The sequence below is a fragment of the Streptomyces sp. enrichment culture genome (assembly GCF_964272895.1).
Lineage (GTDB): Bacteria > Actinomycetota > Actinomycetes > Streptomycetales > Streptomycetaceae > Streptomyces.
In genome coordinates, this window is sequence record NZ_OZ186832.1 from 2,377,375 (window position 1) to 2,396,771 (window position 19,397).

General features: G+C 73.2%; 16 protein-coding genes. 8 read left to right on the plus strand and 8 right to left on the minus strand.

The window, feature by feature from the left end:
• Positions 1-58: 58 nt before the first annotated feature.
• From ACSU6M_RS10815 to ACSU6M_RS10830, 4 genes are read right to left on the minus strand one after another with little or no spacing between them, the layout of a single operon-like run.
• Positions 59-1,030 carry an arabinan endo-1,5-alpha-L-arabinosidase gene (locus tag ACSU6M_RS10815; protein ID WP_437069088.1) on the minus strand — a complete coding sequence of 324 codons (972 nt, stop codon included), beginning with the start codon at positions 1,028-1,030 and terminating at the stop codon, positions 59-61.
• Positions 1,027-1,878 carry a carbohydrate ABC transporter permease gene (locus ACSU6M_RS10820; RefSeq protein WP_437069090.1) on the minus strand — a complete coding sequence of 284 codons (852 nt, stop codon included), beginning with the start codon at positions 1,876-1,878 and terminating at the stop codon, positions 1,027-1,029. The genes ACSU6M_RS10815 and ACSU6M_RS10820 overlap by 4 nt, the downstream gene beginning before the upstream one ends.
• Complete coding sequence (locus tag ACSU6M_RS10825; RefSeq protein ID WP_437069092.1) at positions 1,875-2,816, minus strand: carbohydrate ABC transporter permease; 942 nt, start codon at positions 2,814-2,816, stop codon at positions 1,875-1,877. The genes ACSU6M_RS10820 and ACSU6M_RS10825 overlap by 4 nt, the downstream gene beginning before the upstream one ends.
• Positions 2,813-4,162, minus strand: coding sequence for an extracellular solute-binding protein (locus ACSU6M_RS10830; protein ID WP_437069093.1), 1,350 nt, complete (start codon positions 4,160-4,162; stop codon positions 2,813-2,815). Before ACSU6M_RS10830 ends, ACSU6M_RS10825 begins: the two co-directional genes overlap by 4 nt.
• A gap of 243 nt (positions 4,163-4,405) precedes the next feature.
• On the opposite strand from ACSU6M_RS10830, the gene ACSU6M_RS10835 reads away from it, so the two are divergent.
• The 3 genes from ACSU6M_RS10835 to ACSU6M_RS10845 all read left to right on the plus strand — a co-directional run bounded on the left by ACSU6M_RS10835 (position 4,406) and on the right by ACSU6M_RS10845 (position 7,664).
• A complete protein-coding gene (locus tag ACSU6M_RS10835) occupies positions 4,406-5,008 on the plus strand; it encodes a toxin-antitoxin system, toxin component family protein (RefSeq protein WP_437069095.1) in 603 nt (200 codons plus the stop codon).
• Between the two features lie 62 nt (positions 5,009-5,070).
• Positions 5,071-6,258 (plus strand): MAB_1171c family putative transporter, encoded by a 1,188-nt coding sequence (locus ACSU6M_RS10840; protein ID WP_437075094.1) that lies wholly within the window; start codon positions 5,071-5,073, stop codon positions 6,256-6,258.
• A gap of 62 nt (positions 6,259-6,320) precedes the next feature.
• Positions 6,321-7,664: a pyridine nucleotide-disulfide oxidoreductase gene (locus ACSU6M_RS10845; protein WP_437075096.1), complete on the plus strand. Its 1,344-nt coding sequence runs from the start codon at positions 6,321-6,323 to the stop codon at positions 7,662-7,664.
• 36 nt (positions 7,665-7,700) lie between these two features.
• On the opposite strand, the gene ACSU6M_RS10850 is transcribed toward ACSU6M_RS10845, so the two are convergent.
• From ACSU6M_RS10850 to ACSU6M_RS10865, 4 genes are all read right to left on the minus strand, one after another.
• Positions 7,701-8,546, minus strand: coding sequence for an SMP-30/gluconolactonase/LRE family protein (locus ACSU6M_RS10850; protein ID WP_437069097.1), 846 nt, complete (start codon positions 8,544-8,546; stop codon positions 7,701-7,703).
• Positions 8,543-9,316, minus strand: a complete 774-nt coding sequence (locus ACSU6M_RS10855) for an IclR family transcriptional regulator (protein ID WP_437069098.1) — start codon at positions 9,314-9,316, stop codon at positions 8,543-8,545. The genes ACSU6M_RS10850 and ACSU6M_RS10855 overlap by 4 nt, the downstream gene beginning before the upstream one ends.
• A 149-nt stretch (positions 9,317-9,465) precedes the next feature.
• On the minus strand, positions 9,466-10,707 hold the full coding sequence (locus ACSU6M_RS10860) for a helix-turn-helix domain-containing protein (protein WP_437069100.1): 1,242 nt from the start codon (positions 10,705-10,707) through the stop codon (positions 9,466-9,468).
• Positions 10,704-10,862, minus strand: coding sequence for a hypothetical protein (locus ACSU6M_RS10865; protein ID WP_437069102.1), 159 nt, complete (start codon positions 10,860-10,862; stop codon positions 10,704-10,706). The genes ACSU6M_RS10860 and ACSU6M_RS10865 overlap by 4 nt, the downstream gene beginning before the upstream one ends.
• 383 nt (positions 10,863-11,245) lie before the next feature.
• On the opposite strand from ACSU6M_RS10865, the gene ACSU6M_RS10870 reads away from it, so the two are divergent.
• The 5 genes from ACSU6M_RS10870 to ACSU6M_RS10890 are packed head-to-tail and all read left to right on the plus strand — an operon-like array spanning position 11,246 to position 19,380.
• Complete coding sequence (locus ACSU6M_RS10870; protein WP_437069103.1) at positions 11,246-12,394, plus strand: glycosyltransferase family 4 protein; 1,149 nt, start codon at positions 11,246-11,248, stop codon at positions 12,392-12,394.
• The gene (locus ACSU6M_RS10875; RefSeq protein ID WP_437069104.1) at positions 12,391-13,203 is read left to right on the plus strand and encodes a class I SAM-dependent methyltransferase; all 813 of its coding nucleotides are present in this window, start codon (positions 12,391-12,393) and stop codon (positions 13,201-13,203) included. The genes ACSU6M_RS10870 and ACSU6M_RS10875 overlap by 4 nt, the downstream gene beginning before the upstream one ends.
• On the plus strand, positions 13,200-17,381 hold the full coding sequence (locus tag ACSU6M_RS10880; protein ID WP_437069106.1) for an alpha-(1->3)-arabinofuranosyltransferase domain-containing protein: 4,182 nt from the start codon (positions 13,200-13,202) through the stop codon (positions 17,379-17,381). The genes ACSU6M_RS10875 and ACSU6M_RS10880 overlap by 4 nt, the downstream gene beginning before the upstream one ends.
• Positions 17,378-18,649: a condensation protein gene (locus tag ACSU6M_RS10885; protein ID WP_437069108.1), complete on the plus strand. Its 1,272-nt coding sequence runs from the start codon at positions 17,378-17,380 to the stop codon at positions 18,647-18,649. The genes ACSU6M_RS10880 and ACSU6M_RS10885 overlap by 4 nt, the downstream gene beginning before the upstream one ends.
• Positions 18,646-19,380 (plus strand): methyltransferase domain-containing protein, encoded by a 735-nt coding sequence (locus tag ACSU6M_RS10890; protein ID WP_437069110.1) that lies wholly within the window; start codon positions 18,646-18,648, stop codon positions 19,378-19,380. Before ACSU6M_RS10885 ends, ACSU6M_RS10890 begins: the two co-directional genes overlap by 4 nt.
• Positions 19,381-19,397 lie beyond the last annotated feature (17 nt).

The following is a 19,397-nucleotide window of genomic DNA, read 5'->3' on the forward strand; positions in this document are numbered from 1 at the left end:
TTTCGGTGTGTTGTCGGGTGCGGCTTGTGGGTGGCTTGTCGCGCAGTTCCCCGCGCTCCTAAGCCACGTCCGGCCAACCGTCCTTTGTCCAATCCAGCCTGTTCAGGCCCAGCTTCGGCGTGCCGTTGTCCTCGGCGTCGTAGTAGTGGTACGCCAGCCAGTCCTGGCCCCGGTCCTTGAAGACCGACTGGCCTCCCGTGCCGATGAACCTGCCGTGGCCTTCCAGGACGAGGTCGCCGCCGCCCTCCAGCATCGGCTTGCCCGTGCTGTCGAGGTACGGGCCCGTCACCGACGTGGAGCGCCCCACCTTGATCCTGTAGGTGGAGTTCACGCCGGAGCAGCAGGCGTCGTAGGAGGCGAAGAGGTAGTAGTGGCGGCCGTGCTTGACGATGTACGGGCCCTCGACGGCGTACGGGAGGTCGGGGCGGGTCGCCAGGTGGTGGACCGTGGCTCCCTGCACCGCCTTGCCCGTCTCCGGGTCCAGCTCGACCATGCGGATGCCCGACCAGTAGGAGCCGAAGGACATCCAGAGCCTGCCGTGGGACGTGATGATCGCCGGGTCGATGGCGTTCCAGGTGTCGGTGCGTTCGGAGCTGAAGACCTTGCCGCGGTCGGTCCAGGTGCCGGGGAGACCGGAGGGCGAGGTCGCCACGCCTATCGCGGAGTGGTTGCTGCCCCAGGAGGAGACGGCGTAGTAGAGCCAGTACCTGCCGTCGCGGTAGGAGATGTCCGGGGCCCAGGGGTCGGCCTTGTCGTTGTACTCGTACCACCAGCCCGGCGGCTCGGCGAAGGCGTTGCCGGCGTCGGCCCAGTGCCTGCCGTCCTGCGACAGACGGGCGCCGATGATGCCGCCCGTGGAGTAGGCCGCGTAGCCGCCCGACTTGAGGCGGATGACCGTCGGGTCGTGGATGATCTGCTGGCCGGTGAGCGGGCGGGGGTCGGGGTAGCTCTCGGCCGCCTGGGCCACGTTGGGCATCAGGGCCATGAAAGCCGCCGAGGTGACGGCGATGAGCGATCTGCGCACGGTCACTGTCCTGCCAATCCGGTGTGGGCGACGCCCGCGACGATCTGACGCTGGAAGAAGACGAAGACGACGATCAGGGGCAGGCCGGCCATGAGGCCGCCGGCCATCAGCTGGGCCCACTGGATGCCGTAGGAGTTCATGACGGTCGCGATGCCGTTGGGCATCGTCATCAGGTCGGGGTTGTTGGTGACCATGTACGGCCACAGGAAGTTGTTCCACGACGCGATGAAGGTGAAGATGCCGACCGCCGCGAGGGAGGGGCGGGCCAGCGGGACCACGATGGTGAAGAAGACCCGCCAACGGCCCGCGCCGTCGATGAAGGCGGCCTCCTCCAGCTCCCGCGGGATGCCCTGGAAGAACTTGTAGAGGATGTAGACCATGGCGGCGGGCGCGCACTGGGGCAGGATCATGCCCCAGTAGGTGTCGACCATGCCCATCTGCTGGACCGTGGTGAACAGGGGCACGCCCAGCACCGCCGGGGAGATCATCAGGCCCGCCATGACCACACCGAGCAGCACGTTCTTGCCACGGAACTCGGTGCGGGCGAAGCCGTACCCGGCGAGGGCGCTGACCACCAGGACGACGGTCGTCACACACACCGACACCACCAGGGAGTTCACGAACCAGTTGGTGATGTTGCCGGTCTCGAAGAGGGCCTTCCACGCCTGGCCGGTCCACTCGCGCGGCAGCCAGTGCGGGGGCACCTCGACGGCCTCGGTCTCCGTCTTGAGGGAGGTGAGCAGCGCCCAGGCGAAGGGGGCGAGGAAGACCGCGGAGACGGCGGCTCCGAGGAGGGTGAGGACGATCTGGCTCGGGGTCCAGGGCCTGCGGTGCTGTGATGCGGCGCTGCTCATCGGCCGCCCTCCTCACGGTTGCGCAGCAGCCACATCCGCGCGAGGGCGACGGCCGCGATGATCACGAAGAAGATGACGGAGATGGCGGAGGCGTAGCCCACGCGGTAGCTGGTGAAGCCCTGTTCGAGGGTGTACTGGACGAAGGAGCGGGTCGAGTTCTCCGGTCCGGGCCCGAAGTCCATCATCACCACCGCCTGGTCGAAGAGCTGCAGCGAGGCGAGGATCTGGAGCGCGACGACCAGCCCGGTGATGTTGCGCAGCATCGGCAGGGTGATGTGGGCCATGCGGTGCCAGGCGTTGGCGCCGTCGAGCTTGGCGGCCTCGTAGAGGTGGCCGGGGATGCCCTGGAGGGCGGCGAGGTAGAGCAGGAAGCTGAAGCCGACGGTCCACCACAGGGTCTCGATGACGATGGCGATCATGGCGTACGACTTGTCGGTCAGCCAGGGTGTGTCGAGACCGAAGACATGGTTGATCATGCCGGTGCCGATGTTGAACAGCCACTGCCACAGGTTCGCGGCGACCGTCGAGGGCAGCAGGAACGGGGCGAAGAAGCACAGCCGCCACAGCCACTTGGCGCGCTCGATGTGGTGGGCGAGCATCGCGAGGAGGAAGGCGAGGACGGTGATGCAGGGGACGACCATGAGCGTGAAGTACGCGCTGTGGCCGAGGGATTCCCACATCATCGGGTCGTTCAGGGCCTCGCGGTAGTTGTCGAGGCCGACGAAGCTCGCGCCCTCGCCGGAGATGTTGGCGTCGGTGAAGCTCAGATAGACGCCCCGCAGCAGCGGCCAGATCACGAACAGCGCGAACAGGGCGAGGAACGGGGCGACGAACCAGCCGCCGTGCTGGAAGCCCTGCCCGCGGCGGAGCGTGGCGCCGGCGGCGGCGGTCCTCGCGCGCGCCGGGACGATGACGGTCTCTGCGCCGGTCGTCGTCATGCGACCGCACCTCCCTCGGCGGCGGTCCTGCCGTCCATGGGGTTCTTGCTCGCGAGCAGGGCGGTGAGCCGGCTCCGCATGCGGCGGGCGGCCGCGTCGGGCTTGGCGGAGCCCATGGTGGAGGAGACGACCACGGGTCCGAGGTCCTGGGCGAGGACGCCGGTGGAGCCGGCGAACCACACCTTGGGTTCGGTGGCCTGGTGGTCCATCGCGGTGACGTACTCGCTCTGCGGGTTCAGCGCCTTGTACGCGGGCGAGGACAGGGTGGGTGTGTAGGCCGGGATGTGGCCGCCGGCCGCCCATGCCTGGGCGTTCTTGACGATGTGGGCGGCGAGGCGGTGGGCGGCGTCGTTGCCGGCGCCGCCGCGGCCGGACTGGTGGGGCAGGACGAAGGCGTGGGCCTCGGCGTGGGTGGCCTGCTTGCCGAAGACGGGGGGCAGCGGGGTGGCTCCGTAGTCGAGTTCCATGCCGGAGAAGACCGGCACGGACCAGTTGCCCTCCCAGGTGAAGGGGGCGCCGTTGATGAACTGTTCGCCGGTGGGGGCGCCGGGCACGGTGTAGCCGTCGGTGACGTGCTGCCTCAGGAACTCCAGGACCTGGACGGCCTTGTCGGGGTCGAAGGTGACCTCGGTGTTGTCGGCGGTGAACCAGGTGCCGCCGAGCTGGGTGTAGAAGGCGACGAAGAACCACCACTGGAAGTTCTGGTCGTTGGTCCACGTGCCGACGGTCTGCAGGCCCGGCCTGGTGGCCTTCTTCGCCTTCTTCAGGACGTCGAACCACTCGGTGGTGGAGGTGACCGGCACCATCCGGCCGTCGTCGCCGAGGAGTCCGGCCTTCCGCAGCACGTCCTTGCGGTAGAAGCAGAGCTGGACGTGGATGTCGAGCGGCAGCGCGTAGAGCTTGCCGTCGATGACGGCGCGCTTCCACAGGGTGGGGTTGAAGTCCCTTTCGTGGACGCCGTACCGGGCGAGCAGGCCGACGTCGAAGGGGTCCAGGAGGCGGCCGGGTGAGAAGCCGGTGACGCGGCCGAGGTGCATGACGCTCAGGTCGGGGGCGCGGTTGCCGGCGGCCGCCATGGCGAGCTTGGTGTAGAAGGGGTTGCCCCACTGGAGGGTGGAGTCCTTCACGTCGATGCCGGGGTTGTCCTTACGGAACGCGTCCAGCATCGCGATCATGTTGTAGCCGTCGCCGCCGCTGAAGAGGTTCCAGTAGCGCACGCGGGTGTCCGCGCCGGAGGCGAGCGCGTCGGCCCCGGTGCCCAGCGCGGCGAAGCCGAAGCTGCCGGCGACGGCCAGTGCGCCCGCGCCGGCGAGTAGGTGCCTGCGATTCAGGCCAGGTCGTCCCATAGCCCTGCCCTTACGTTCTTGTTCGACGATCCGGCCGTGCGGGCCGGTGGTGCGAAACGGTGGCTCGAAACAGTGATGTTCGAAATCTCGGATGGCGCTCGTAACTTCGAACGGGACCGTAGATTCCCCGGCCGTGCACGTCAATGGTTTGGACACGAACGACCGTCGCGGATCGGCATGGCGCGGGCTGCCGCGCACGCGTAGGCTCGAACAGCCCGCCGGACGGCGGGGGAAGGGGGCGCGATGGACATCGCGGGGGCGCGACGGAAGGCGGCCCGCATCGCGGGAGCGCTGCGGCGGCCGGGACCGTCCTCCGCCATGCGCGGGCTCGCCCGCGAGCTGTCCGCGGCCCTGAGAGCCAGGCCCCGGCCCCCCGCCGACGTGCGCGAGCTGTGCCGGATCCTGTGCGAGGAGATGACCGCGCTGCGCGGCGGGCGGCCCGTCGAACTGCGCTTCGAGCGGTTTCCCGACGAGATCGAAGTCACCGGGCTGTGCGTGGAGTTCCACGACTTCGACCTGGTCATCGTGGAGGAGCGGGCCGAGGCCAGCCAGCAACTGGTCATCCTGGGCCATGAGTTGTGGCATCTGCACGCCGGGCACCGCCATCACCACGGGGTGGACGAGGCGACCGCCGCGCGGGCCCTGGCCGGCTGGGGCGGCGGCTCCGCGCTGACCGTCGCCGCGCGCAACGGCTCCCGCGAGGCCGACGAGGCGCAGGCCGACGACTTCGGCCACCGGCTCGCCGCCGCCTTCCAGCCCCTGCTGACCGGCCGGGGCGCACAGCAACCCCTGGACCCGGTCCAGCGGTCCATGGGGTACCGGGGACGCGGAGGTTCGGCGCGGTGATGTACAGCCCTGTGGCGCAGACGGCCGGGAGACCGGCGCCGCTCGCGCTGGAGGCGTCCCGGATGCTGACCGATCTGGATGTCTCGTTCTGGCTGCCGACGGTCGTGCTGGCCGCCGCGCTGGCGATCAAACTCCCCAGCATCGTCAAGATGTGGCGGGACCCGCTGCTGCGCGCCGTCGGCGGACTGCTGCTGTTCGGCTGCGCGGTGTTCGTCTTCGCGGCCCCCTCGACGATCTCCTGGGTCAACCGGGTCACCGGCGTGCCCAACATCGCGGCGCCCTGGGTGTACTCGCTGATCACCGCGTTGTGCGCGTCCTGGCTGCTGCTGATCGTCGCCTGGCGCAACGGCCCCGGGGAGGCGGCCGCCACCCGCAGGGCGACCCGCCGGGTCGTCACCGTCTACGCGGGTGTGGTCGCCGGTCTGTGGATCCTGTTCGCGCTCGCGGACGCCCCCGTGGAGCGGACACGGGACCTGGACACGTACTACGCCACCACCCCGTTCATGCGCGAGCAGATCCTGCTCTACCTCGTCGCGCACACCCTGGCCTGCTCGGTCACCGCCCGGCTGATCTGGAACTGGATCCGCACCGACCGACTGGACGCCTGGCTGCGCTGGGGCCTGCGGCTGCTCGCCGTCGGCTACACCACGAACCTGCTGTTCGACGCGGCCAAGCTGACCGCCGTGGCGGCCCGTTGGACAGGGCGGGACCTGGACTGGCTGAGCACCTCGGTGGCGCCCATCGCCGCCTGCCTGGCCGCCACCCTGGTCGCGGTCGGCTTCATCGTCCCGCACGCCGGGCAGTACCTCCAGGAGAACTGGCGGCTGCGCACCCTGCGCCGGCGGCTGCGGCCGCTGTACCTGCTGACCCGCTCCGTCTCCGGCGGCCGCGAGCCCTTCAACCTCCGCGCCACGGGCGAGCTGCGCCTGATCCGCCGCGAGACGTTCATCCGCGACGCCCTGCTCCAGCTGTCCCGCTATCTCGACGAGGATCTGCGCACCCGCTCCCGTGCCGCCGCCCTCGACCTCGGCCTCGCACCGGAGCGGGCCGAGGCGCTGGCCGCCGCCGTGACGCTGCTGGACGCCGTGGAGACCCGCAGGCGCGCGCCGGAGGCAGAAGGCACCGGCTCGGCGGACACCACGTATCTGATGCGCGAGATCCAGGCCGTCTCCCAGGCCCTGCGCCGGCCCGCCGAGCTCGACGCGGTGCGCGCCCGCGCGGCGGTCCCCGCGGAGCGTGCCCGCGCATGACCGGACGCTCCACCCCCTCCGACCGGCGAACGGCCGTGGTCCTCGGAGGGTCCCACACCGGCATGCTCGCCGCCCGCGCCCTGGCCGGCCTCGTCGACCGGGTCGTCGTCGTCGAACGCGATGTGCTGCCCGCCGGCCCCCGGCCGCGCAAGGGGCTGCCGCAGGCCCGGCACGCCCATGTGCTGTGGTCCGGGGGCGCCCTGGCCATGGAGGAGCTGCTGCCCGGTGTCACCGCCGCGCTGCGCGCCGCCGGGGCCCACCGGATGCCGGTCACCACGGGCATCGTCGCCCTCTCCGCGCAGGGCTGGTTCCGGCGCTGGCCCGAGTCCCACCACGCGATCCTCGCCGGCCGCGACCTGCTGGACGCGACGGTCCGCGCCCGCGTCCTGGCCGACGAGCGGATCCGACTCCTCGACGGCACCGAGGCGCTGGGCCTCACCGGCACGGGCGCGGCCGTCACCGGCGTACGGGTCCGCTCGTGCGCCGACGGCACGGAACGCATCCTCGGGGCCGGTCTGGTCGTCGACGCCACCGGCCGCGGCTCCGCCGCTCCGCGCTGGCTGCGGGCGTTCGGGCTGCCCGCCGCCGAGCGCCGGGAGGTCGACACCGGCCTCGGCTACGCCAGCCGCCTCTACCGCGCCCCCGAGCGGGCCCGCGACGGCTTCCCCGTCTGCAATGTGCAGCCCGACCCGCGTGCCGGCGGCCCCGGCCGCAACGGCATCCTGCTGCCCGTCGAGAACGGCCGCTGGCTCGTCACCCTCTCCGGCACCCGCGGCGGCACCCCCTCGCCCGACGCCGGCGACTTCGTCCGCTTCGCCCGCGAGGAGCTGCGCCACCCGCTGATCGCCGACCTGATCGAGCGCGCCGAACCGCTGACGGAGGTCGCCTTCACGCGGACCACGGGGAATCGCCGCCACTACTACGAGCGGCTGCGCAGGTGGCCGGAGAACTTCGTGGTCCTCGGCGACGCGCTCGCCGCGCTCAACCCCCTCTACGGGCACGGGATGTCCGTGGCCGCGCAGAGTGCCGTGGCCCTGCGGGAGGTCGTACGGCGTCGGGGCTGGGGCACGCCCGGGCTGTCCCGCCGGGTGCAGCGGGCGGTGGCCCGGCCGGTGGGCGCGGCGTGGGACCTCGCCGTGACCCAGGACGCGTTCTATCCGGGGGCCACCGAGTCGGGGCCGTCGCTGCGGGAGCGGTGCGTGTCGGCGTACGTCGGGCGGCTGCTGCTCACCGCCACGGGGAACGGGCGGATCGCCCGCCGGGTGACGGATGTGACGTCGCTGGAGCGGGGTGGCGAGGTGCTGCTCGCGCCGAGTGTGGTGCTGGCGGCTGTGGTGGGCCCGCTCAGACCGGCGCTGAGCGGGCCGCCGTTGACGGTGGAGGAGAGGAAGCGGGTGGGCCTGTAGTCCGCCCCGCGCGCCCACGCCCGCGGGCAACTCGACTCACCCGGCGAAAGCAGGTTGCTCCACGCCCTTGCCCGCCCCCGGAATCACCAGCACCGAACCCGACAGCGGGCTCGGCGCCTGCAGTCCCGTACAGGCCGACGTGATGTACAGGTCGGTCAGGTCGGCGCCGCCGAACGCGCAGGCCGTCGGACGCCTCACCGGCAGCGGGATCACCCTGTCCAGGACGCCGTCCGGCGTGTACCGCCGTACCGCTCCCCCGTCCCACAGGGCCACCCACACACATCCGTCGGCGTCGACCGTCAGCCCGTCCGGGAAGCCCGCGTCCTCCTCGATCTCCACCAGGGGCCGGCGCCCGGAGGCCCGGCCCTCGGCGAAGTCGAAGACGTCGATGCGGCGGGTCGGGGAGTCGATGTAGTACATGAGCCGTCCGTCGGGGCTCCAGCCCGTGCCGTTGCTGACGGCGACGGAGTCGAGGACGGTCTCGGCCGCGCCGTCCCCCGTGAAGCGGGACAGGGTGCCGCCGCCGGGTGCCTCGTCGTAGCGCATGGTGCCCGCCCACAGGGAGCCGTCGGGCGCCACCGCGGCGTCGTTGCCCCTCCGCCCGGCGACGACGTCCCGGTGCAGCCAGCGGAAGGAACCGCCCGGATCCACCAGGCCGACGCCGTCGCGCAGGTTCAGGACCAGCCCGCCGCCGGCCCGCGGCTTGGCCGCGCCCACGTGCTGCTCGGTGCGGCGGACCGTGCGCCGGCCGGTCACCGGGTCGTAGGTGTGCACGCGGGAGCCGAGGATGTCGACCCAGATCAGCCGCCCGGCGGCCGCGTCCCAGGTGGGGCCCTCGCCGAGCGCCGCCTGTGCGCGGACCGCGACCTCGCACGCCGTCATACCGCGCTCCGGTGGCCGAGCCGCTCGGACAGCTCGGCGGCGCCCTTGACGGCGAGCTGCTCCAGCTCGGCGCGGCGCTCCTCGCTCCAGCGGATCATGGGCACGGAGATGGACAGCGCGGCGACGACCTGCCCGGTGCGGTCGCGGACCGGTGCGGCCACGCAGGAGACGTCCGGGTTGGACTCGCGGCTCTCGACGGCGAGCCCGCGGGCGCGGATCTCGGCAAGGGCCTCGCGCAGAGCGGCCGGGTCGGTGATGCTGTTCGGGGTCATCGCGACCAGCTCGGCGCCGTCGGGCAGGCGCGCGGCGAGCTCCTGCTCGGGAAGGGAGGCCAGCAGCATCTTGCCGACGGAGGTGCAGTGGGCGGGCAGCTTGCGGCCGGCCGCGGAGACCATCCGTACGGCGTGGGTGGAGTCGACCTTGGCGATGTAGATGACGTCGGTGCCCTCCAGGATCGCCACGTGCACGGTCTCGTCGCAGGTCTCGGCGACCGCGCGGGCCACCTGCTGGCCCTCGGCGGCCAGGTCGAGCTGTTCGGCGTAGCGGCTGCCCAGCTGGTACGGGCGGACACCGAGCCGGTAGCGGCCGGGCTGGCCGGGCACGGCGACGATGTAGGAGCGGGCGGCGAGCGTGGTGACCAGCTCGTGCACGGTGGTGCGCGGCAGCTGCAGCTTGCGCACGATGTCGGGGGCGGAGAGCGTGCCGTCCCCGTCGAGGAAGAGCTCGAGTATGTCGAGAGCCCGGGTCACGGCAGGCACGAGGCGTCCCACGTCGGCCCCCTCCCTTGCAGGTCTGTGTTCGAAATTTCAACAGCCGATCGGTATGACGAACACAGGCTACTCACACTCGGTTTGCCGCGGCAATGCCCCGGCGGCAGGCGGACGGTGCCGCCTGCGCCGCTCGGGGCCGCCGCGCCGGATCAGGCCGTCTCCCCCAGACGCCCCCTGAGACGCTGGGCGCGCAGGACCAGCTCCAGTTCGAAGCGGCGGTCGGGGTCGTCGATCTCGTCCCCCCACAGTTCGCGGATCTGACGCAGGCGGTAGCGGACGGTCTGGGGGTGCACGCCGAGGCGGGCGGCGACCTCGGGTGCTCCGCCGCGGGTCTCCAGCCAGGCCAGTAACGTCTCGGCGAGCCGCCGGCCGTGGGTGGGGCCGCAGTGGGCGAGGGGCGCCAGGCAGCGCAGGGCCAGGTCGTCGATCAGTTCTTCCGGCTGGAGCAGGACGAGGGCCTCGGTGTGCTCGGTGCAGAACACCACCTCTCCGGCCGGCAGCAGCCCCCGTTCCATCAGGCGTACGGCGGCCTCGGCCCAGCGCAGCGACTTCGCCGCGTCGGCCAGCGGCACCGGCGGCCCGATCGCGCCCGCCCAGCCGGCCAGCGCCCGGTGCAGCAGGTCGCGCCGGCCGGCCGCGTCGGGTTCGGGGACGACCATGCGCGGCTGCTCGTACTCCATGTCGAGCAGCACCTCCTGCCCGACCGCGGGCGCCACCGCCTCGCGCGCCGGGCGCAGCAGCACCCCGACGGCGACCCGGCCGGGCAGCGACCAGCCGACCCGGGCGGCCCGGTCGGCGAGGGCGTCGGCGCCGTCGCCGCGGTGCCGGTCGGCGAGGAGCTGTTCCATGAGCCGGCGCTGAAGGCGAAGGCGTTCCCCGGCCTGGCGGGCGGCGGCCTCGGCGTAGCCGCGCACGGACTGGTCGACGAGGCCGTCGAGGTACTCGTAGCCCGCGTCGACCAGCTCGTACATCGCGGGTGGCGGGATCTGCACGCGCTGGCCGATGTCGGCGAAGCGGCGCCAGGCCAGCCGTACGCCCATGCGGTAGACGGCCTGGAGGGAGTCCAGGCTGCGGCCGCCGAGGCCCTCGCCACGGCCGAAGTCGTGGAAGACGTCCGGCGGCACGGTGGGGCGGCCGGCCGAGTGGTCCGCGCTCTCCAGGTGCTGGACGAAGACCTCGATGGCGCGGCGGATGCCGACGAGCGCCATGGGCTCGCCGTTGTCGTCGAGGACGACGGGCAGATGGGGGTACTCGCGGCGGATCTCGCGCATGATCTCCTGGGCGAGGTCCGGCGCCTCGGCGAGGGCGATCGCGGCGAACCGGCGCACCTGGAGCCGCGGCACGTCGTGCCAGGCGGAGCGCGGGGCGACGGCGGTGGAGTGGACGGTCACGGGGCGCTCCCCTCACCGGCCTGCTCGTAGGTGATCAGCGGGGTGTTCGGCTGTTCGGGGCTTGCTTCGAGCAGGGCGACGACACCGAGCGCGGCGCCCACGGCGAGTGCGGCGGCGGTCACGACGGTGACGGTGGCGGCGAGCAGTCTGGACATCGCAGGGTCAGCCTCTCCGGGTCCGAAAGGTTTCCGAAAGGTCGTCCCACCCCTGCTTCAGAGCCCGGCTCTGAGTGCGCCCAGTGTCGACACGCCGTTGACAGACAGTCAAGAGTCACCGTTGTGATTTGCGGAACAGTGGCGCAATTCGTCCGCCTATTTCCCGGGCACCTCTCCGCGGGCTCACGAAATGACATGACGTCAGCTCTGACAACCGTCGAATTTGTCACCCCGGTGAGTAGCCGTGGCGAACGGCTGCGCGAAAACTGTCGAACCCACCCCACCACAGGTCGTCCACACACCCCTCGTACGAAGGGCTCAGTCCCCCCACAGCCCCACTTCCCCACGCTGAGTTCCGCACCCTGAGACGAGTCGGAGCACCGATGCCCCAGCACGTGCCCTCCAGGCTGCGCGCCGCACTCCCCCGGCAGCAGCACCACTCGGCGCCGCCCCCCTTCCCGCGCCGCATCGTTTTCCTCGCCCACCGTGACCTCGGAAACCCGTCCGCCGGCGGCTCCGAGCTGCTCGTGGACCGGCTCGCCGACGGCCTCAGCCGCCTCGGCCACCAGGTCACCCTGCTGTGCGGCGGCCCCGCGGCCTACCGCGACTACCGGGTCGTCTCGGCGGGCGGCACCTACGGCCACTATCTGCGCGCGAGGTCCGCCTTCGCCCGTCAGGTCGGCGAGACCGACCTGCTGGTGGAGGTGTGCAACGGCATGCCCTATCTGTCGCCGCTGTGGCACAGAGGGCCGACGCTGTGCCTGGTCAACCATGTCCACACCGACCTGTGGCCGATGCGCTTCGGCGGTCCGCTGGCACCGGCGGCCCGGCTCGGGCGCCGCCTGGAGCACTGGGCGCTGACCGGTGCCCGCGGCAGCGGGCTGCTCGTCGCCGTCTCGCCGTCCACCGCGCAGGCGCTCCGCGGGATCGGCGTGGAGCGGGAACGGATCCGGGTCGTGCACAACGGGGTCGAGGAGCCGGGGCCGCACACCGGGCGCTCGGCCGAACCGCTGTTCGTCGCCGTCGGGCGGCTCGTCGAGTACAAGCGGATCGACCTGCTGCTGCGGCTGTGGGAGCGGGTGCGGCCCGTGACCGGCGGACGGCTGGTGATCGTCGGCGACGGGCCCGAACGGGAGCGGCTGGAGCGGCTCGCGGGAGCAGGCGTGACGTTCGCCGGGCATGTCTCCGAGGCCGAGAAGCACCGGCTGCTGTGCGCGGCGTGGCTGCTGCTGCATCCCTCGGCCGTGGAGGGATGGGGGCTGGTGGTCACGGAGGCCGCGGTGCGGGAGACCCCGGCGGTCGCTTTCGACGTGCCCGGGCTTCGGGATTCGGTCGTGGACGGTGAGACCGGTGTGCTCGCGGCCGGCGAGTCGTCGTTCGCGGCTGCGTGGTGCGCGTTGGCGCTGGCCGCCGAGCGCCGGGAGCGGATGGGCAAGGCGGCTCGGGATCATGCGGCGCAGTACCGGTGGGACCGGACGGTGCGGCAGTTCCGGGCGGTGGCGGCGGAGGCCGTTCGGGGTTGGTCGCCGTGAGCGGGCTGCGGCATCGCCGTGGCTGGTCGCGCTCGCGCGGCGGCAGCCGCAGGTCAGACACGGCCCCGCGCCCCTCGGGGACGTGGAAGGACCCTTCCCTCAAGCGTTCCGTCGCTCTCTTCCGGGCTTTCCTCCGTGAGCAGGACGACCCCGAGTACTGCTACTCGCTGCTCGCCCGCGATGCCGTCGACCAGGTCGAGGCGTACGGAGGGCCCGTCCACGGCCGGACCGTCGTCGATGTCGGCGGGGGCAGCGGGTACTTCACCGAGGAGTTCCGGCGCCGCGGCGCGGACGCCTTCCTCTTCGAGCCCGACGTGCGCGAACTCGGCGTCGAGCCGCCCGAGGGAGCCGTCGTCGCCGACGGGTATCTGCTGCCGCTGCGGGACGCCGCCGCGGACGTCACGTTCTCCTCCAACGTGCTGGAGCACGTGGCCGATCCGCAGACGTTCCTCAGCGAGCTGGTGCGGGTGACACGGCCCGGCGGGCTGATCTACGTGTCGTTCACCAACTGGCTGTCCCCGTGGGGCGGTCACGAGTGGGCGCCCTGGCACTATCTGGGCGCCGAGCGGGCCAGGGAGCGGTATCGCCGCCGCACCGGACGCCCGGCGAAGCACACGCTCGGCGAGAACCTGTTCGCCGTGCACATCGGGCCGACCCTCAGACAGGTGCGGGCGCGGGACGACGTCGAGGTCGTCGCGGCGCGCTCACGGTACTGGCCCTTTCTCGCGGAGGCCGTCGTCAAGGTGCCCGGCCTGCGCGAGACAGCCACCTGGAACCTCCTTCTCATCCTCCGGCGGTGCGCCCCATGACGACCACGGTGCAGGCTCCTCCCCCGGCAGCCGTCCCCACCACCGCGACCACGCCCGACCCGCCCGAGGGCCCCCGGTCCCGGCGCTGGCTGCTGGGGTTCTGGGCCGTGGTCTTCGTGCTGTTCCTCGCGGTGCAGCCGGGTCGGCAGACGTTCGACACCAAGCTCGGTGTCACCACCGACCCCGGCCAGTTCCTCGCCGACCTGGGCCAGTTGTGGCACGACCGGGGCGGCTTCGGCGGGATCTCCGATCAGTACGTCGGCTATCTGTGGCCGATGCTGCCCTTCCACTGGGTGTTCCGCGCCGCCGAGGTGCCGGTGTGGCTGACGCAGCGGCTGTGGCTGTCGCTGGTGGTGACCGTCGCCTTCTGGGGAGCCGTACGGCTCGCGGAGCGCCTCGGCGTCGGCAACGGCGCCTCCCGGCTGCTCGGGGCGACGGCGTACGCGCTGTGGCCGGTGTTCACGATCGTCGTCGGCTCGACGTCGGCGGCCGCGCTGCCCGGCGCGTTCCTGCCGTGGGTGCTGCTGCCGCTGGCGGACGAGCGGTACTCGGCGCGGGTGGCCGCGCTGCGCTCGGCGCTGCTCGTGCCCTTCATGGGCGGCGTCAACGCGGTCTCCACCCTGGCGTCCCTGCTCCCCGTCGGCCTGTATCTGCTGTCCCGGCCGGCCGGGCCCCGGCGGCGCAAGCTGATCGCCTGGTGGGTGCCCGCGATGACCGTGGCCACCGCCTGGTGGTGGATCCCGCTGCTGCTGCTCGGCGCGTACGGCGAGAACTTCCTGCCGTACGTGGAGAGTTCGCAGACGACGACGGAGACCATGTCGGCCACCGAGGCGCTGCGCGGCGCCGGGAACTGGGTGGCGTATCTGCACTTCGGCGAGGCGTGGCTGCCGGCCGGGTGGACGGTGGTGTCGGCGGTCGTGGTGATCGTGTGCTCGGCGCTGGCGGCCGGGCTCGGGCTCGCCGGGCTCGCGCGCCGGGATCTGCCGGAGCGGCGCTGGCTGGTGCTGACCGTGCTGGTGTGCGCGCTGGTGCTGCTCGCCGGGTACGGCGGCGCGTTCGGGGCGCCGTTCCACGGGACCGTGCAGGACTGGCTGGACGGGGCGCTGGCGCCGTTCCGCAACATCTACAAGTTCCAGACCGGCGTGGCCCTCGCCCTGACCCTCGGGCTCGCCCACTTCGTCGCGGTGGCCGCCGAGCCGCGCGGGGCGCGGGCGGTGCGCGGGCGCCGGGCGCTGCCGCTGGTGGCGGCGGTGCTGGTGCTGCCGGGACTGGTGTGGCCGTATCTCAACGGGTCGATCCTCAATCCGGGTTCGTTCCGGGAGATCCCCGCGTACTGGAAGGCGACGGCCGCCTGGCTGGAGAAGTACTCGCCCGACTCGCGCGCGCTGGTCGTCCCGGCGACCGCGCACGGCGTCCACACGTGGGGCTCGACCATCGACCAGCCCCTCGACGTGGTCGCCGAGTCCCGCTGGGCGCAGCGCGACTACGTGCCCTTCGGCACCCCCGGCAACCGGCGGGCCATGGACGCCGTGGAGCAGGCGCTGCGCACCGGCGGCGAAGTGCCGGGCCTGGCCGACTACCTGAGCCGGGCCGGGCTGTACTACGTGGTCGTCCGCAACGACCTCGACCCCGACCAGATCGGCCACACCCCGACCACCACCGTGAAGCGGACCCTGGAGCAGTCCGGCTACGAGCGGGTCACCGGGCTCGGTCCGGTCACGACCGTCGGCAGGATCGCCGAGGACACCCCGCTCCAGGTGGAGGGCCTGTACCCGCGGGTGCGGGCGGTGGAGATCTACCGGCCCCGCGACGAGGCCGTCCCGCGGCCCGGACAGGCCGGGCTGACGGCGGTCGCGGACACCGCCGAGGTGTCCGGCGGGCCGGAGGCGCTGCTGCCGCTCGCGGACCGTCTGCGCGGCCGGGCGAGCGTGCTCACCGGCGACGGCCATCCGGGGCTCGGCACCCCGCCGCTCCGGATCACCGGGGACGGGCTGCGCCGCGCGGACACCCGGTTCGGGCTGGTCAACGCCAACACCTCGTACACGTACACCCGCGACGAGCGCAACGCGCCCGACGCCTATCAGGATCCGGGCGAGAAGCCGCACCAGATCCTGCCGATGACCGGCATCGACCACCAGACGGTGGCCGAGCTGCGCGGCGCCCGCTCGGTGACCGCGTCCTCCTACGGCAGCTGGTTCTTCCATCTGCCGCAGTTCGACCCGGTGAACGCCTTCGACGGCGACCCGGACACCGCGTGGGCGGAGGGCTCGGACGGCTCGGCCGACGGGCAGTGGCTGCGCATCGGGTTCTCCGGTTCGTACGACATGCCGTCGTCGTTCGACGTGACGCCGCTGCCGCAGGACGGTGTGCGGGCGGCGCCGGTGAAGGTGCGGGTGGAGACCGAGCGGGGCTCGGCGACCAGCTATCTGCGCCCCGACGGCAGCACACAGAGCGTCAGGGCGCTGAACGGTCCCACGGACTGGATGCGGCTGACGATCCTCGGCTCGGTGGAGCGGCGGGCCGGGCTCGCCGGTGCGGGCTTCTCCGAGATCGACCTGCCCGGCGTGACCGTGACCCGCTCGCTGCGGCTGCCCACGGACGCCGAGGGCCCCGGCTCGGCCGCCGACCTCGTCTCCCTGCACCGGGCCGCCGACCCGGCGAGCGTCTCCCCGACCGGCATGGAGTCCGGGCTGCACCGCACCTTCACCGTGCAGGCGTCCGGCGCCCACCAGGTGCGGGCGAGCGCGGTCCCCGTGCCCGGCGAGCAGCTGGACCGGCTGCTGTACGAGGTGGCGCCCGACCAGGCGGGCCGGATCACCGCGACCGCCGACTCCACGGCCCGGCTGGGCGTGGGCCTGTCGGCGCGCAACCTCACCGACGGCGACCTGACCACGGCCTGGATCGCCGGGGACCGGCCGACGGTCCATCTGCGCTGGCCGGACAAGCAGCCGGTGAACGAGCTGGTGCTGGCCCCGGCCGGCGGACTGACCACCCGGCCCACCCAGGTCCACCTCAGCTCCCCGGACGGCGCGGCGGTCGCCGCCGTCGACGAGAACGGCTGGGTGCGGTTCCCGGCGATCACCACCGACCGCCTGGACATCACGATCACCGAGACGGCCCCGCTCACCCTGCACAACCCGGTCGTCGACGAGGACCTCCAGCTGCCGGTGGGCCTGACCGAGGCGTACGTCCCGTCCCTGGACCGCTACCGCTCCCCGCAGCCCGACCCCCGGCGCGCCTTCTCCCTGCCGTGCGGGAAGGGCCCGCGGGTCGCGGTCGACGGCCGGACGTACGAGACGAGCGTGTCCGGCCGGGTCCTGGACCTCACCCGGCACCGGGCGGTGGACGTGACGCTGTGCGGTGCCGGGTCCCTGGAGCTGTCCCGCGGCACGCACCGCCTGGACTCCGCCGACACCGGCCCGCTGCTGCTCACCGACGTCACCCTTACCCGCGGCCGGCTCGGCGAGCCGTCCGCCGAGAGGCGTGAGCTGCGGATACGGGACTGGCTGGGCGACCGCCGCGAGGTGACCGTCGGCTCGGGCGCGGCCTCGTACCTGACGACGTACGAGAACCACAACGACGGCTGGAAGGCCACCCTGAACGGCGAGGAGCTCACCCCGGTCCGGCTGGACGGCTGGCAGCAGGGCTGGCGCATCCCGGCGGGAGAGGGCGGCACGGTGAAGCTGTCCTACGAGCCGTCGACCACGTACGAGGCCGCGCTGATCGGCAGCGGTGCGGGGGTCGCGGTGCTCGTCGGCCTGGTGCTGTGGCGCCGGCGCGCCGAGAACCCGGACGCGCCGCAGCCGGTGCCGCTGGCGCCGGGGTTCTGGCTCGGCACGGTCGCGCTGACGCTGGCCGCCGCGGTGGTCGCCGGCTGGTTCGCCCTGCTGGTGCCGGTGCTGGCCCTGCTGGCGCACCGCCGCCACGCCCTGCTCGTACCGCTCGCCCTCGCCTCCTTCACGGCGGCGGGCCTCGCGGCGGCGACGGGGGCGGGGGAGCCGGTGGCCGAGGGGCACGGCGCCTTCGGCCGGGCGGCGCAACTCCTCGCGCTGCTCGCCCTGTTCGCGGCGCTGGTGAGCGTACGGGAGCGGCGGCCGGACGCCGGGGGCGGACACGACGGCGACACGGCGCAGCTGCCGCCGCCACTGCCCCGGCGCCCGAAGGGAGGCCGGGCATGACGACTCGGGTGCCCTTCCCGGTCGTGGACGAGATCGCCCGCCACTGCCTCCAGGAGGACGAACCGGAGACCGTCCACATCGAGGTCCACCTGCCGGGCCGCCTCGACCGCGCCCGCCTCCGCAAGGCCCTCCACGAGGCCCTGAACGAGCACCCCCGCATCCTGATGCGCGAGGCGCCGGGCCCCTGGTACCGCCGCCGCTACGAGTGGGAACTGACGGCCGGCCCGGACGTGGAGGTGGTGACCTTCCCCGAGCCCGGGGAGAACGCCCTACGGGACGCGAGAACACGGGCGTTGGCCTGTGCGCCTGCGCTGACGGCGTCACCGCCGATCCGGCTGGAGGTGGTGGAGGCCGACGCCCCCGCCGCCCGAGGCACCGCCACCGTCCTGATCCTCACCCTCAACCACACCGCCCTGGACGGCCCCGCCTGCCTGCGGGTCCTCGCCACCGCGGCGGAGCTGTACGGCGGCCGGGACAACTCCCCCGCGACCCCGGCCCCGCCCCGCCGCACCCAGGAGCCGGCACCCCCGCCCCCCGCCCCCTCCACCTGGAGCAGACCCGCCCGCGTGGCCCCCGGCACCCCCGAGCCCTCCCCCGGCAACGGCCTCCTCGTCGCCGACCTCCCCCTCCCGCACCGCCCGAAGGGAGCCCCGTACACGGTGAACGACCAGCTGATGGTCACCACCGCCCTGACCCTCGCCGACTGGAACCGCGAACACGGCGCGCGCCCGCGCCCCCTGCGCATCACCATGCCCGTGGACGACCGCCCGCGGGACGCCACGATGCCCATCGGCAACGGCACCCGCCTGGTCGAAGTCACGGTGGACCCGGCGGAGTTGGCCCTTCCCATGCCGGATCTCCTGCACCGCACGGCGACCCGCACCCGCGCCCTGAAGGCCCGGCCGCGCCCCCAACTCGGCCACGGGGCGGCCCTGCTGACCAAGCCCGTCACCCCGGTCGCCTGGCGGGCGGCCCTCACCCGCGGCCTGCGCCGGGCCGCCGCCCCCTGGACCTCGACCACCCTCCTCAGCAACATCGGCCGCATCCCCTACCCGCTGGACTTCGGCGAGGACGGCGGCACGGCGCACGCGGTGTGGTTCTCCGCCCCCGCGCGCATGCCCCGCGGCCTCACCGTCACCACCGCCTCCACCGCCGGCCGCCTGCATCTGGCCCTGCGCTGGTCGCGCACCCTGCTCGGCCCCGCCGACGGCGCCCGCCTGCGCGAGCTCTTCGAGCAGCACCTGCACACCACGGAGGTCACCGCATGACGGCCACCGCCCCGCCGCCCAAGGACCTGCGCGACTTCTACGAGAACCCCGCCGTGCCGGTCGCCTCGGGCAGCGCCCGCTCCCTGCGCCAGGCCCGCATGCTGGCGGCGGCGATCGGCCCGGCCACGCCCGCCCCCCGCACGATCCTCGACATCGGCTGCGGCGACGGCACCGCCGCCGCCACCGCCGCCCCCCTGCTGACCGGCCACCGCCTGATCGGCGTCGACTGGTCCCAGGACGCCCTCGAGCGCGCCCGCACCCGGCTGCCGTACGCGGTGCGCGGCGAACTCACCGGCGGCGGGCTGCCGTTCCGGGACGGCTCGGCGGACGCGGTGCTGTTCAGCGAGGTCGTCGAGCACCTCGTGGACCCGGACGCCGCCCTCGACGAACTGCGCCGCGTCCTGCGCCCCGGCGGCCATCTGATGCTGTCCACCCCCAACCTGGCCGCCTGGTACAACCGCGGTCTGCTGCTGGCCGGGGTGCAGCCGGTGTTCTCCGAGGTCAGCCTGCGCGCGATCCACGGCCGCCCCGGCCGGGAGGTCGTGGGGCATCTGCGGCTGTACACGGCCCGCGCGCTGCGGGAGTTCGTCGCCGCGTCCGGCTTCGAGGTCGTACGGCTGCAAGGGGCCCCCTTCCACGGCGTACCGCGTCCGCTGCGCGCGCTGGACCGGCTGGCGTGCGCCCGGCCGTCGCTCGCCTCGATCCTGCTGCTGCACGCGCGAAGGACTTGACGCCCGTGTGGTGGGGA

Coding starts and splice junctions, on each gene's coding strand:
- ACSU6M_RS10820 (WP_437069090.1), bottom strand. CDS start 1,878: ATGAGCAGCGCCGCATCACAGCACCGCAGGCCCTGGACCCCGAGCCAG.
- ACSU6M_RS10825 (WP_437069092.1), bottom strand. CDS start 2,816: ATGACGACGACCGGCGCAGAGACCGTCATCGTCCCGGCGCGCGCGAGG.
- ACSU6M_RS10830 (WP_437069093.1), bottom strand. CDS start 4,162: ATGGGACGACCTGGCCTGAATCGCAGGCACCTACTCGCCGGCGCGGGC.
- ACSU6M_RS10835 (WP_437069095.1), top strand. CDS start 4,406: ATGGACATCGCGGGGGCGCGACGGAAGGCGGCCCGCATCGCGGGAGCG.
- ACSU6M_RS10840 (WP_437075094.1), top strand. CDS start 5,071: ATGCTGACCGATCTGGATGTCTCGTTCTGGCTGCCGACGGTCGTGCTG.
- ACSU6M_RS10845 (WP_437075096.1), top strand. CDS start 6,321: ATGCTCGCCGCCCGCGCCCTGGCCGGCCTCGTCGACCGGGTCGTCGTC.
- ACSU6M_RS10850 (WP_437069097.1), bottom strand. CDS start 8,546: ATGACGGCGTGCGAGGTCGCGGTCCGCGCACAGGCGGCGCTCGGCGAG.
- ACSU6M_RS10865 (WP_437069102.1), bottom strand. CDS start 10,862: ATGTCCAGACTGCTCGCCGCCACCGTCACCGTCGTGACCGCCGCCGCA.
- ACSU6M_RS10870 (WP_437069103.1), top strand. CDS start 11,246: ATGCCCCAGCACGTGCCCTCCAGGCTGCGCGCCGCACTCCCCCGGCAG.
- ACSU6M_RS10880 (WP_437069106.1), top strand. CDS start 13,200: ATGACGACCACGGTGCAGGCTCCTCCCCCGGCAGCCGTCCCCACCACC.
- ACSU6M_RS10885 (WP_437069108.1), top strand. CDS start 17,378: ATGACGACTCGGGTGCCCTTCCCGGTCGTGGACGAGATCGCCCGCCAC.
- ACSU6M_RS10890 (WP_437069110.1), top strand. CDS start 18,646: ATGACGGCCACCGCCCCGCCGCCCAAGGACCTGCGCGACTTCTACGAG.